The sequence below is a fragment of the Rhodosalinus sp. genome (assembly GCF_041685465.1).
GTDB lineage: Bacteria > Pseudomonadota > Alphaproteobacteria > Rhodobacterales > Rhodobacteraceae > Rhodosalinus.
In genome coordinates this window covers 1-13,049 of the sequence record NZ_JAWLFS010000064.1, presented here as the reverse complement: position 1 = coordinate 13,049, position 13,049 = coordinate 1, and the positions used below count along the sequence as shown (strand labels likewise).

The window sequence follows — 13,049 nt, the reverse complement described above, 5'->3', positions numbered from 1 at the left end:
CGGTAGGCGAGGGTGTCGAGCGACACCGACGCCTCCAGATCCAGAGGCGCGACCAGCCGGTCCAGCGCCGCCGCGTCCGGGATCGTCTGTGCGATGGGATCCTGTGCGCGCAGTGGGTCTCCCTCGAAATACATCTGCGTGATCAGGCGCTGCGTGAGCCCCGCCCCGAAGATAGAGAAATGGATGTGCGCCATGCGCCACGAGTTCGAGTAGTTACGGAACGGGTAGGCCCCCGGCCTGACCGTCCGGAAGAAGTAATACCCGTCGGCATCCGTCACGCACCGCCCGCAACCGCCGAAATTCGGGTCGAGCGGCGCGAGATAGCCGTCCTTGATGTGCCGGTAGCGCCCGCCGGCATTGGCCTGCCAGACCTCCAGCAGCGCGCCGGGAACGGGCCGCCCCGTCTGGTCGGTGACGCGGCCGTGCACGATGGTTCGCTCGCCGATGGCTTCCTCGCCGCGGCCGTAGTTGCGGATCAGGTCGTGATCGAGCGGCCCGAGCTGGCCGTGGCCGAAGGTCGGGCCGGTCATCTCGGACAGCGAGTTCTCGATCGACAAAAGCGGGAGGCGCGGGCTGCGGGTGACGCTGGTCTTGTAATCGGGCGTGTGGGCAGGTGGATGTACCCGCCGGTCGCGCTGGAGATACTCGCCGCTCACGGCTCCACCCCCATCTCACGGTAGGTTTCCTTGGCAATCTTCAGCGCGTGGTTGGCCCGCGGCACGCCGGCATAGACCGCGACGTGCTGGAATGCCTCGGCCACGTCCTGCAGTGTCGCCCCGGTGCGGACCGTCGCGCGGATATGCATCGCGATCTCCTCGAAATTGCCGGTCGCCGCCAGTAGCGCCAGGGTGAGCATCGAGCGTTCGCGAAGACTTATCGCGTCCGACGCCCAGACCGTGCCCCATGCGCCTTCCTTGATCATCCGCTGGAACGCCGCGTCGAGCGGGGTGATGCCCGCCTCGGCCCGGTCGACATGGGCGTCGCCCAGGACCTGCCGGCGGACCCGCATGCCTTCATCGTGCCGGTTCGTCATTGCTGTCCTCCCCTGCCACTCTGATGCACCGGCGCACCCGCGATAAAAATTGATATCTTCGAAGCCGCACATTACTCCGAGGTTATGAATTTTCACCCCCGCCTGCGCCTGCGTCATCTCTCGACCTTCCTCGCGGTCGCGCGGACCGGCTCCGTCGGGCAGGCGGCGGCCGAGTTGAACGTCACGCAGCCGGCCGTCTCGAAGACGCTGCGCGAGCTCGAGGACATCCTGGGCGCGCGGCTCCTGGATCGGACCGGGCGGCGCGTCGTGCTGAACGCCGCCGGGACCGAGTTCCAGCGCATCGCGGGCGGCGCGGTGGCGGCGCTGGCGAAGGCGCAGGAAGCCGTTCGCGGGGTGGCACGGCAGCGGCGGCTGCGGGTCGGATCGCTGCCCACTGCCGCGACCCGGCTGCTTCCCGCGGCGGCGCTGCGGTTCCGGCAGGAACACCCGGACTGCGCGCTGCGGGTGTCCACCGGACCGAACTGGCTGCTGCTCAACCAGCTGCGTGAGGGCGCGCTCGACCTTGTCGTCGGACGAATGGCGGACCCGCAGCGGATGGAGACCCTCAGCTTCCGTCATCTCTACGTCGAGCCGGTGGTGCCCGTCGCGCGGGCTCGGCATCCGCAGCGCGATCCACTCGACGCCGCGGCAGTCCGGCGCCACCCGCTGATCCTGCCGCCGTCGGGTGCAGTCATCCACCAGACCGTACGGGCCTGGCTGGTTGGCGTCGGTGCGGCCGACGTCCAGCCCGCGTTCGAGAGTGTCTCGGCCGCCTTCTGTCGCGAGGTGCTACTGCACTCCGACGCGATTTGGTTCATCTCGCGCGGCGTGATCGCCGACCTTCTGGCCAGTGGGGAAGTGCAGGAACTGAAGCCCTCCAGCCCGCTGATGCCCGGCCCCGTGGGCATCAGCCTGCGCACCGATCAAGCGCTGGACGCGGACCTTGGCGCGATAATCGCCGCGCTCGAAAACGTCGCACGCGGAATGTAATGATGCACGCCCCGCGGGTGACTTCGGACCGGTCCACACTAAAACCTTGCTTCGCAAAGCAGAAGTAATGCGTGAAGTGGAGAAAACCATGCAGACGACCCGCCTCGGCACCACCGGCCCTGAGATCTCGCGCTTCGGGATCGGGGCTATGTCCTTCGCCGGCGCCTACGGCAGCGCGACGGAGGAGCAATGCCATGCGGTACTCGACCTGTGCCGCGAAGCAGGCGTCACGCATATTGATACCGCCAATCTGTACGGCAAAGGACGCAGCGAGGAGATCATCGGCGCTTGGCTGGCGAGTCGGGCGGGCGCGCGCGACGATATGGTTATAGCCACCAAGGCTGGAAACACTGGCGAGCCCGAGCGGCGTTTCAACAACGATCCCGAATACCTCGAACGATGCCTGGATAACAGCCTGGCGAGGCTCGGTGTCGATCACGTGGATCTATTCTATGTCCACCGCTACGACGTCACACACTCTATCGAGGATGTCGCGGGCACATTGTTGCGCTTGATCGAAAGCGGCAAGGCCCGCGCTGTCGGCCTGTCCGAGGTCGCTCCCAGTACCGTGCGGCGCGCCACGACGGTCTGCCCCATCGCAGCCGTGCAATCGGAATACTCGTTGGCCACCCGCGCGCCGGAACTGGGACTTGTGCAGACATGCCGCGATATAGGCGCTACCCTTGTGGCCTTCTCGCCGGTCGGGCGGTCTTTCCTGACCGCGACACCGTTTACTCCGGAACAAGCCGCAACTTTCAATTTCACGAAAGTCAACCCGCGCTTCACCGAGCCGAACTACAGTGCAAACATCTCTATCACCGATCGTTTCAGGGCGCTGGCGGCAGAGATGGGTGAACCGGCTGCCGCGCTGGCCATCGCCTGGGTGATGTCGCGCGGTGAGCATGTCCTCCCGATTCCCGGTACCAAGCGCCCCGACCACCTGCGTGAGCTCGTCCGTGGCACCGAGATCACCCTGTCCGAGTCGGATCTGACACAGATCGAAACGTTACTTCCTGTCGGCTGGGCACACGGCGACCGCTACAGCTATGACCAGTGGGCCGGTCCGGAGAGGTACAGCTGAGGCCTGAAGCGCAGGCCCGGTCTGGATCATCTTGAAGACCACGTAGTTTTGCGGCGGCGCAGTGAAACACCCCGACTTTACTGGAGGTCCTGTCGCGGGGTTGGTGGAAAATTGGAGGGTGGCGTAATCTCCGGGTGTTGAATCAACCATGAACGGCAGCTGGCACCGCCGAAGGAGATTACGCCATGACCGAGACTACCAAGACTGACCGCGCTGCGCCACTCATCGGGGGCGACTGGACGGATCCGCTCGAGGACGGCGTCCGCAGCCGGGTGCGGGATTTCATCGAGACGATCCTCGAGGAGGAACTGGAGGCCCGCGCTGGGGCGCGGCCGCTATGAACGCAAGAGCGCGGGTGCGACGGGGTATCGCAACGGGCACAGGGACCGGGAGATCGTCGGCACCTTCGGACCCGAGACGGTCCGCGTGCCCCGGGCCCGGATCGCGAGCGCTCGACGAAGAGATCGGAATCCTCGGGGGAAGTCCTTATCCGTCTGCCCGGATCATCCGAGGAGAGCGCGGCGAACCCTTGGGCTACTCCGGCATGGCGCAGATGGTCCGCAGGGAGCGAGCCCGTCTTGGACTTCTGGAGCACGATCTGCACGCCATGCGCCACCGCGGGGTCATGGAACTGGCTTGGGCCGGATGCTCCGACGAGGAGATCAAGGCGTACTCGGGCCACGATACCAAGGACATGGTGAAGAAGTATGCCTGCATGCCGCGTCAGCGCATGCGGGCCAAGTCGGCGTGGGAAAAGCGCAGCAGAACAGAAGGGGGGTAAAGAAAGAACGCTTCCCCGGCTTCTGACCGGACTGCCAACCGGCCGGTCGCCGCTTGACGGCAGCGGGCGGAAACACTACACGGACAACGTTCTAGGGGTATAGCTCAGTTGGTAGAGCGACGGTCTCCAAAACCGTAGGTCCCGGGTTCGAGTCCTGGTGCCCCTGCCAGCCGCGGCCGTGCTTGAACCGCCCGACGCGACGCCTTACAGGTGCCAGCGTCCAGAGCTGACAAAAGGGGGCCGTGGATGGCCAATCCGCTCCAGTTCATTCAGCAGACCCGCGCCGAGATCGGCAAGGTCGTCTGGCCGACGCGGCGCGAGGTCTTCGTGACGACGGTCATGGTCTTCATCATGGCGACCCTGACGGCGATCTTCTTCGGGCTGGTCGATCTGGGCATCCGGGGCGCGCTGCAAGGCATTCTCGGCTTCTTCGGCTGACGGTTCGACGGCGCCGCGGCGCTCTTGAAATCGCCGGGCCGCGCGGCTAGGACGCGCGCTATCGTCGGAACGGCGCGCGGATTCGGCCTGCGCGCCGCATCACGCGTCGCGCGCGGCGGCATCTTAAAGGGACGCCCGGCAGGCGCCGGACAGGACAAGGCAGAGGCAGGATGGCGAAGCGTTGGTATTCGGTGAGCGTTCTCTCGAATTTCGAGAAGAAGATCGCCGAGCAGATCAGGACCGCCGCCGCCGAGGCCGGCCTCGAGGAGCAGATCGAGGAAGTGCTCGTGCCCACCGAGGAGGTGATCGAGGTGCGGCGCGGCAAGAAGGTCACGACCGAGCGGCGCTTCATGCCGGGCTATGTCCTCGTCCGGATGGACATGACCGACAAGGCCTATCACCTGATCAACTCGATCAACCGCGTGACGGGGTTCCTCGGGGCGCAGGGCAAGCCGATGCCGATGCGCGACGAGGAGGTGAACACGATCCTCAACCGCGTCCAGGAGGGCGAGGAGGCGCCGCGCACGCTGATCCACTTCGAGATCGGCGAGAAGGTGAAGGTCAACGACGGCCCCTTCGAGGACTTCGACGGCATGGTCGAGGAGGTGGACGAGGAGAACCAGCGCCTGAAGGTGATGGTCTCGATCTTCGGCCGGGAGACGCCGGTCGATCTGGAATTCGCGCAGGTCACCAAGCAGTCCTGACGTGAGGAGGGCGTGGGAGGCGAGGGGGCCGCGGCCCCCGGACCGGACCACGGCAACGGAAAACCGCCGTCGGCGCGCCGGGGCGGTGTTGTAAGGAAAGGAGCGGCCGCATGGCCAAGAAACTCGCAGGCACGCTGAAGCTTCAGGTGCCGGCCGGGCAGGCGAACCCGAGCCCGCCGGTCGGCCCCGCGCTGGGTCAGCGCGGGATCAACATCATGGAGTTCTGCAAGGCGTTCAACGCCAAGACGCAGGAGATGGAGCAGGGCGCCCCGTGCCCGACGGTCATCACCTACTATCAGGACAAGTCCTTCACGCTGGACATCAAGACGCCGCCGGCGACCTACTTCCTGAAGAAGGCCGCCAAGCTGAAGTCCGGCTCCAAGACGCCGGGCCGTGCCAGCGCGGGCACCGTCACCGCGGCGCAGATCCGCGAGATCGCGGAGGCCAAGTACAAGGACCTGAACGCGAACACGATCGAGGATGCGATGCAGATCATCCTCGGGTCGGCGCGCTCGATGGGTCTGGAGGTGAAGTGATGGCAAAGCTCGGAAAGCGCGTCCGCGACGCCCGCGAAGCCGTGGCCGGCAAGGAGAACCTGCCCGTCGAGGAAGCCGTCTCCCTCGTCAAGCAGACCGCGCGCGCCAAGTTCGACGAGACCGTGGAGGTCGCGATCAACCTCGGCGTCGACCCGCGGCACGCCGACCAGATGGTGCGCGGCGTCGTCAGCCTGCCCAACGGCACCGGCAAGGAGGTGCGCGTGGCCGTCTTCGCCCGCGGCGCCAAGGCCGAGGAGGCGCAGGTCGCCGGGGCCGACATCGTCGGGGCCGAGGATCTGATGGAGACGATCCAGAACGGCGAGATCAACTTCGATCGCTGCATCGCGACGCCGGACATGATGCCGGTCGTCGGCCGGCTGGGGAAGATCCTCGGCCCGCGCAACCTGATGCCGAACCCCAAGGTCGGGACCGTGACCATGGACGTGGCGCAGGCCGTGAAGGACGCGAAGGCCGGCCAGGTGCAGTTCAAGGTCGAGAAGGCCGGCGTCATCCACGGCGCGATCGGCAAGGCGTCCTTCGACGCCGAGAAGCTCGCCGAGAACCTGCGCGCCTTCGTGGACGCGGTCTCGCGCGCGAAGCCCGCCGGCGCCAAGGGCACCTACATGAAGAAGGTCTCGCTGACCTCCACCATGGGGCCGGGCGTGTCGGTGGACGTGAACTCGGCCCTCGGCGAGGCGGCGCAGGCCGCCGAGTGAGGTGTCCGCATCGGGCGCCCGGCGCGCTCGATGCACGCCGCGTGGCTCCGTTTCCGAAAGGTGCGGAGCGTCGGGCCGCGGAATGCGCTTGGCATCGGCGTTGCCGAGGTTTATGCAGGCGTCTCGGGTGCCCCAGCCGATTCGGCGTGGGGCGCTCATCGTCCGAGACGGTGGGTCGGCTGCGTGCCGGTAAATCCTGCCCGAGACGGGAAGAGAACACCGCTCTTGCGGCCATGGCGTGACGTCAGGCCCCGGTGCGGCTGCGATTGACCCGTGCGGACCCGATCGTCGGGCCCACGTTCCCCGCGCGGGAAGGCCCGGCAAAACGAGCCGGAGGGTCAGCGCCCTCCACGACTTGGAGAGAAACTGTGGATAGAGCCCAGAAAGAGCGCGTGGTCGAGGAACTCGGCCAGATCTTCGAGAGCTCTGGCGTCGTGGTGGTGTCCCACTACGAAGGTCTCACGGTTGCCGAGATGCAGGATCTCAGGGCGCGCGCACGCGCGAACCAGAGCTCCGTGCGCGTCGCCAAGAACAGGCTTGCCAAGATCGCCCTGGAGGGCCAGCCGTGCGAGGGTATCGCCGACCTCCTTCAGGGCATGACCGTGCTCACCTATTCCGAAGACCCCGTGGCCGCGGCCAAGGTGGTCGAGGACTTCGCCAAGGACAACAAGAAGTTGCAGGTCCTCGGCGGGGCGATGGGCAGTTCGGTCCTGGACCGGGCCGGTGTCGAGGCCGTGTCGAAGATGCCGTCGCGCGACGAGCTTATCGCTCAGATCGCGTCCTGCATCGGCGCGCCCGCCTCGAACATCGCCGGTGCGGTTGGCGCACCTGCTTCCGACATCGCGGGCATCCTCTCGACCCTCGAAGAGAAGGCGGAGGCCGCCTGAGGCATCCCTGACACCTGCGTCGCGGCCACGCCACGGCGCCGGAATCGCAGCATTTAGGAAAGAGTCACGCACATGGCTGATCTGAAGAAACTCGCCGAAGAGATCGTGAACCTCACGCTTCTCGAGGCCCAGGAACTCAAGCAGATCCTGAAGGACGACTACGACATCGAGCCCGCCGCCGGCGGCGCGGTGATGATGGCAGGCCCCGCCGAGGGCGGCGGCGGCGAAGCTGCCGAGGAGCAGACGGAGTTCGACGTCATCCTCAAGTCGGGCGGCTCGTCCAAGATCAACGTGATCAAGGAGGTCCGCGCGATCACCGGCCTCGGCCTGAAGGAGGCCAAGGAGCTCGTCGAGGCGGGCGGCAAGGCCGTCAAGGAGGCCGCTCCCAAGGAAGAGGCCGAAGAGATCAAGAAGAAGCTCGAGGACGCAGGCGCCGAAGTCGAGCTCAAGTAATCGTGACCTGTCGCGGCGGGCGTCCCCGCCGCGGCTCGGGTACACGCATGCAGCGGCTGGGCCCCGATCGGCGGCCCGGCCGAACCTGTCTCGGCAAGGCCCCGCCGCACTGGGGCCTTTCCAAGGCGTGGTTCGCGCGATCGGGAGGCCCGCGGTGGGACGCGGGCCAGGCATGGATCGCCCCGCCGTCTCCGATGGACGCGCAGCTGTGGCCCGGCAGCGTGCGCGCCCGGCGAGAAACCTGAGGTGAGTCCGCACATGTCCCAATCCTTTCTCGGCCAGAAGCGTCTCCGCCGGTACTACGGCCGGATCCGTGAAGTCCTCGAGATGCCGAACCTCATCGAGGTTCAGAAAAGCTCCTACGACCTGTTCCTGAAGTCCGGCGAAGGCGAGGCGCCGGTTGACGGCGAGGGCCTCAAGGGCGTTTTCCAGTCCGTTTTCCCGATCAAGGATTTCAACGAGACCGCGGTCCTCGAGTTCGTGGATTACGCGCTCGAGCGGCCGAAGTACGACGTCGAGGAGTGCCAGCAGCGCGACATGACCTATGCTGCGCCGCTCAAGGTCACGCTGCGCCTCATCGTCTTCGACGTGGACGACGACACCGGCGCGAAGTCGGTGAAGGACATCAAGGAACAGGACGTCTACATGGGCGACATGCCGCTCATGACGTCGAACGGCACCTTCATCGTCAACGGCACCGAGCGCGTCATCGTCAGCCAGATGCACCGCTCGCCCGGCGTCTTCTTCGACCACGACAAGGGCAAGACGCACTCCTCGGGCAAGCTTCTGTTCGCGTGCCGCATCATCCCCTACCGTGGCTCGTGGCTCGATTTCGAGTTCGACGCCAAGGACATCGTCTTCGCCCGGATCGACCGGCGCCGGAAGCTGCCCGTCACCACGCTCCTCTACGCGCTCGGCCTCGACCAGGAAGGCATCATGGATGCCTACTACGACACGGTCACCTACCGCCTGCGCAAGGGCGAGGGCTGGGAGACGAAGTTCTTCCCCGAGCGGGTGCGCGGCACGCGCCCGCCGCATGACCTCGTGGACGCCGCGACCGGCGAGGTGATCGCGGAGGCCGGCAAGAAGGTCACGCCGCGCGCGGTCAAGCAGCTGATCGACGAGGGCAATGTCACCGACCTGCTCGTTCCCTTCGAACAGATCGTGGGCAAGTTCGCCGCCAAGGACATCATCAACGAGGAGACCGGCGCCATCTACGTCGAGGCGGGCGACGAGCTCACCTGGGAAGTGGACAAGGAGGGCTCCGTCACCGGCGGCACGCTGAAGGAACTCCTCGACGCGGGCGTCACGGAGGTTCCGGTCCTCGACATCGACGGTATCAACGTCGGGGCCTACATCCGCAACACCATGGCCGCGGACAAGACCATGAACCGCGAGACCGCGCTCATGGACATCTACCGCGTCATGCGCCCGGGCGAGCCGCCCACCGTGGAGGCCGCGACCGCGCTCTTCGACACGCTGTTCTTCGACCCGGAGCGCTACGACCTCTCGGCGGTCGGCCGCGTGAAGATGAACATGCGGCTCAACCTCGAAAAGCCGGACACGCAGCGCACCCTGGATCGCGAAGACATCGTCTCCTGCATCAAGGCGCTGGTGGAACTGCGCGACGGCCGGGGCGAGATCGACGACATCGACCACCTCGGCAACCGCCGCGTGCGCTCCGTCGGCGAGCTGATGGAGAACCAGTACCGCGTCGGCCTGCTGCGCATGGAGCGCGCCATCAAGGAGCGCATGTCCTCGGTCGAGATCGACACGGTCATGCCGCAGGACCTGATCAACGCGAAGCCCGCGGCCGCCGCGGTGCGCGAGTTCTTCGGCTCCTCGCAGCTCAGCCAGTTCATGGATCAGACCAACCCGCTGTCTGAGGTCACGCACAAGCGCCGCCTGTCGGCGCTCGGCCCCGGCGGCCTCACGCGGGAGCGCGCGGGCTTCGAGGTGCGCGACGTGCACCCGACGCACTACGGCCGGATGTGCCCGATCGAGACGCCGGAAGGGCCGAACATCGGGCTCATCAACAGCCTCGCCACCTATGCGCGGGTCAACAAGTACGGCTTCATCGAGACGCCCTACCGCAAGGTGGACAGCGGGCAGGTCACCGACGAGGTGGTCTACATGTCCGCCACCGAGGAGATGCGCCACACCGTCGCGCAGGCCAACGCCAAGCTCGACGACGGCGGCCGCTTCGTCAACGATCTCGTCTCGACCCGGCAGGCGGGCGACTACCTGCTGGCCCCGAACGAGAGCGTGGACCTGATCGACGTCTCGCCGAAGCAGCTCGTTTCGGTCGCGGCCTCGCTCATTCCCTTCCTCGAGAACGACGACGCCAACCGCGCGCTCATGGGCTCGAACATGCAGCGTCAGGCGGTGCCGCTCCTGCAGGCCGAGGCGCCGCTCGTCGGCACCGGCATCGAGGAGGTCGTGGCGCGCGACTCGGGCGCCTCCGTCCTCGCGCGGCGCGCCGGCGTGATCGACCAGGTGGACGCGCAGCGCATCGTCGTGCGCGTGACCGAGAGGATCGAGCCGGGCGATCCGGGCGTCGACATCTACCGCATGCGGAAGTTCCAGCGCTCGAACCAGAACACCGCGCTCAACCAGCGCCCGCTCGTCAAGGTGGGCGACGAGGTCCAGCGCGGCGAGGTGATCGCGGACGGCCCCTCCACGGACATGGGAGAGCTCGCGCTCGGCAAGAACGTCGTCACGGCCTTCATGCCGTGGAACGGCTACAACTTCGAGGACTCGATCCTGATTTCCGAGCGCATCGCGCGCGACGACGTCTTCACCTCGATCCACATCGAGGAGTTCGAGGTCGCGGCCCGCGACACCAAGCTCGGTCCCGAGGAGATCACCCGCGACATTCCGAACGTCGGCGAGGAGGCGCTGCGCAATCTCGACGAGGCGGGTATCGTCTACATCGGCGCCGACGTGGAGCCGGGCGACATCCTCGTGGGCAAGATCACGCCCAAGGGCGAAAGCCCGATGACGCCGGAAGAGAAGCTCCTGCGCGCGATCTTCGGCGAGAAGGCCTCGGACGTGCGCGACACCTCGCTCCGGGTGAAGCCGGGCGACTACGGCACCGTCGTCGAGGTCCGGGTCTTCAACCGGCACGGCGTCGAGAAGGACGAGCGCTCGTTGCAGATCGAGCGCGAGGAGATCGAGAGCCTCGCGCGGGACCGGGACGACGAGCTCGCGATCCTCGACCGCAACATCTACGCGCGTCTCAAGGAGATGCTTCTCGGCAAGACGGCCGTGAAGGGGCCGCGCGGCGTCAGGCCGAACTCCGAGATCACCGAGGAGCTGCTCGGGGGGCTCACCCGCGGGCAGTGGTGGCAGCTCGCCCTCGCCGAGGAAGAGGACGCCCAGCGGCTCGAGGCGCTGCATGCGCAGTACGAGGCGCAGAAGCGCCAGCTCGAGGCGCGCTTCGAGGACAAGGTCGAGAAGGTGCGGCGCGGCGACGACCTGCCGCCGGGCGTGATGAAGATGGTCAAGGTCTTCGTCGCGGTGAAGCGCAAGCTCCAGCCGGGCGACAAGATGGCGGGCCGGCACGGCAACAAGGGCGTGATCTCCAAGGTCGTGCCGATGGAGGACATGCCCTTCCTCGAGGACGGCACGCCGGTGGACGTCGTGCTGAACCCGCTCGGGGTGCCCTCGCGGATGAACGTGGGCCAGATCCTCGAGACGCACATGGGCTGGGCCTCGCGCGGGCTCGGCGTGCAGATCGACGAGGCGCTGGAGTCCTATCGCCGCTCGGGCGACCTGACCCCGGTGCAGGACGCGATGCGGATCGCCTACGGCGACGAGGTCTATGCCGAGGGGCTCGAAGGGCTCGACGAGGGTCGCTTCGTGGAGGCGGCGACCAACGTCACCGGCGGGGTGCCGATCGCGACGCCGGTCTTCGACGGCGCCAAGGAGCCTGACGTCAACGACGCGCTGGTGCGCGCGGGCTTCTCCGAGTCAGGGCAGTCGGTTCTCTTCGACGGGCGCACCGGCGAGCAGTTCGCACGTCAGGTGACGGTGGGCATCAAGTACCTGCTCAAGCTGCACCACCTCGTGGACGACAAGATCCACGCGCGCTCGACCGGGCCCTACAGCCTCGTCACGCAGCAGCCGCTCGGCGGCAAGGCGCAGTTCGGCGGCCAGCGCTTCGGCGAGATGGAGGTCTGGGCGCTCGAGGCCTACGGCGCCGCCTACACCCTGCAGGAGATGCTGACGGTGAAGTCGGACGACGTGGCCGGCCGGACGAAGGTCTACGAGTCGATCGTCAAGGGCGAGGACAACTTCGAGGCCGGCGTTCCCGAGAGCTTCAACGTGCTCGTCAAGGAAGTGCGCGGCCTCGGCCTCAACATGGAACTCCTGGACGAGGAGGAGGATGAATAAGGTTGCGTGAGACCACGCCCCCCACGCGCCGCCGTGGGGGGCGTCCCCGGCAGGCACCGGTGCGACGACAGGCACCGGCGCGGCGCACCCCGTCCTCCTCCCCGCCTCTGACAAGGAATCCGAGATGAACCAGGAACTCACGAACAACCCGTTCAACCCGCTCGCCGCGACGAAGACCTTCGACGAGATCAAGATCTCCCTCGCGAGCCCGGAGCGCATCCTCTCGTGGTCCTACGGCGAGATCAAGAAGCCGGAGACGATCAACTACCGGACCTTCAAGCCCGAGCGTGACGGCCTGTTCTGCGCGCGCATCTTCGGGCCGATCAAGGACTACGAGTGCCTCTGCGGCAAGTACAAGCGGATGAAGTATCGCGGCGTCGTCTGCGAGAAGTGCGGCGTCGAGGTCACGCTGCAGAAGGTCCGCCGCGAGCGGATGGGCCATATCGAGCTCGCCGCGCCGGTCGCGCACATCTGGTTCCTGAAGTCGCTGCCGTCCCGCATCGGGCTGATGCTCGACATGACGCTGCGTGATCTCGAGCGGGTGCTCTACTTCGAGAACTACGTCGTCACCAACCCGGGCCTCACGGATCTTTCCTACGGGCAGATGCTGAACGAGGAGGAATTCCTCGACGCGCAGGACCAGTACGGCTCCGACGCCTTCAGCGCCTCGATCGGGGCCGAGGCGATCCGCGAGATGCTCGCGCAGATCGACCTCGAGGCGGAGGCCGAGCAGCTGCGCGCCGACCTCGCCGAGGCGACGGGCGAACTCAAGCCCAAGAAGATCATCAAGCGGCTGAAGGTCGTCGAGGCCTTCCTCGAGTCGGGCAACCGGCCCGAGTGGATGATCATGACGGTGATTCCCGTCATCCCGCCGGAGCTGCGCCCGCTCGTGCCGCTCGACGGCGGGCGCTTCGCGACCTCGGATCTCAACGACCTCTACCGCCGGGTGATCAACCGCAACAACCGCCTCAAGCGGCTGATCGAGCTGCGCGCGCCCGACATCATCGTGCGCAACGAGAAGCGGATGCTGCAGGA

12 protein-coding genes, 1 tRNA gene and 2 pseudogenes are annotated in these 13,049 nt (G+C 66.8%); 13 read left to right on the top strand and 2 right to left on the bottom strand.

Annotation, left to right across the window (positions count from 1 at the left end; all coding sequences use genetic code 11):
* Together pcaH and pcaC are read right to left on the bottom strand one after the other, a co-directional pair.
* Positions 1-656, bottom strand: a 656-nt coding sequence (gene pcaH / locus ACESL7_RS06235; RefSeq protein WP_372892454.1) for a protocatechuate 3,4-dioxygenase subunit beta, incomplete at its 3' end; no start/stop codon positions are given.
* Entirely contained in the window at positions 653-1,033 is a 381-nt protein-coding gene (pcaC, locus tag ACESL7_RS06230; protein ID WP_372892453.1) for a 4-carboxymuconolactone decarboxylase, read from the bottom strand. The genes pcaC and pcaH, both read right to left, overlap by 4 nt.
* Positions 1,034-1,117: 84 nt before the next feature.
* On the opposite strand from pcaC, the gene ACESL7_RS06225 reads away from it, so the two are divergent.
* From ACESL7_RS06225 to ACESL7_RS06165, 13 genes and pseudogenes are all read left to right on the top strand, one after another.
* On the top strand, positions 1,118-2,023 hold the full coding sequence (locus ACESL7_RS06225; protein ID WP_372892452.1) for a LysR substrate-binding domain-containing protein: 906 nt from the start codon (positions 1,118-1,120) through the stop codon (positions 2,021-2,023).
* Positions 2,024-2,090: 67 nt separating this feature from the next.
* Positions 2,091-3,104 (top strand): aldo/keto reductase, encoded by a 1,014-nt coding sequence (locus tag ACESL7_RS06220; RefSeq protein WP_372892451.1) that lies wholly within the window; start codon positions 2,091-2,093, stop codon positions 3,102-3,104.
* A 185-nt stretch (positions 3,105-3,289) separates the two neighbouring features.
* Positions 3,290-3,551: pseudogene (locus ACESL7_RS15415) on the top strand (transposase); the annotation flags it as partial.
* Between the two features lie 97 nt (positions 3,552-3,648).
* On the top strand, positions 3,649-3,885 hold the full coding sequence (locus ACESL7_RS06210; RefSeq protein WP_372892449.1) for a site-specific integrase: 237 nt from the start codon (positions 3,649-3,651) through the stop codon (positions 3,883-3,885).
* Positions 3,886-3,978: 93 nt separating this feature from the next.
* A tRNA-Trp gene (locus ACESL7_RS06205) sits at positions 3,979-4,054 on the top strand.
* Positions 4,055-4,131: 77 nt separating this feature from the next.
* Entirely contained in the window at positions 4,132-4,323 is a 192-nt protein-coding gene (gene secE / locus ACESL7_RS06200) for a preprotein translocase subunit SecE (protein WP_372892448.1), read from the top strand.
* Between the two features lie 170 nt (positions 4,324-4,493).
* On the top strand, positions 4,494-5,027 hold the full coding sequence (gene nusG / locus ACESL7_RS06195; protein WP_372892447.1) for a transcription termination/antitermination protein NusG: 534 nt from the start codon (positions 4,494-4,496) through the stop codon (positions 5,025-5,027).
* A 110-nt stretch (positions 5,028-5,137) separates the two neighbouring features.
* Positions 5,138-5,563, top strand: a complete 426-nt coding sequence (rplK, locus tag ACESL7_RS06190) for a 50S ribosomal protein L11 (RefSeq protein WP_372892446.1) — start codon at positions 5,138-5,140, stop codon at positions 5,561-5,563.
* Positions 5,563-6,279, top strand: coding sequence for a 50S ribosomal protein L1 (gene rplA, locus ACESL7_RS06185; RefSeq protein ID WP_372892445.1), 717 nt, complete (start codon positions 5,563-5,565; stop codon positions 6,277-6,279). The genes rplK and rplA overlap by 1 nt, the downstream gene beginning before the upstream one ends.
* 368 nt (positions 6,280-6,647) lie before the next feature.
* Positions 6,648-7,166 (top strand): 50S ribosomal protein L10, encoded by a 519-nt coding sequence (rplJ, locus tag ACESL7_RS06180; protein ID WP_372892444.1) that lies wholly within the window; start codon positions 6,648-6,650, stop codon positions 7,164-7,166.
* Positions 7,167-7,238: 72 nt separating this feature from the next.
* On the top strand, positions 7,239-7,619 hold the full coding sequence (rplL, locus tag ACESL7_RS06175) for a 50S ribosomal protein L7/L12 (RefSeq protein ID WP_372892443.1): 381 nt from the start codon (positions 7,239-7,241) through the stop codon (positions 7,617-7,619).
* A 258-nt stretch (positions 7,620-7,877) separates the two neighbouring features.
* Entirely contained in the window at positions 7,878-12,014 is a 4,137-nt protein-coding gene (rpoB, locus tag ACESL7_RS06170; protein ID WP_372892442.1) for a DNA-directed RNA polymerase subunit beta, read from the top strand.
* A gap of 124 nt (positions 12,015-12,138) precedes the next feature.
* Positions 12,139-13,049, top strand: a pseudogene (locus tag ACESL7_RS06165) (DNA-directed RNA polymerase subunit beta'); the annotation flags it as partial.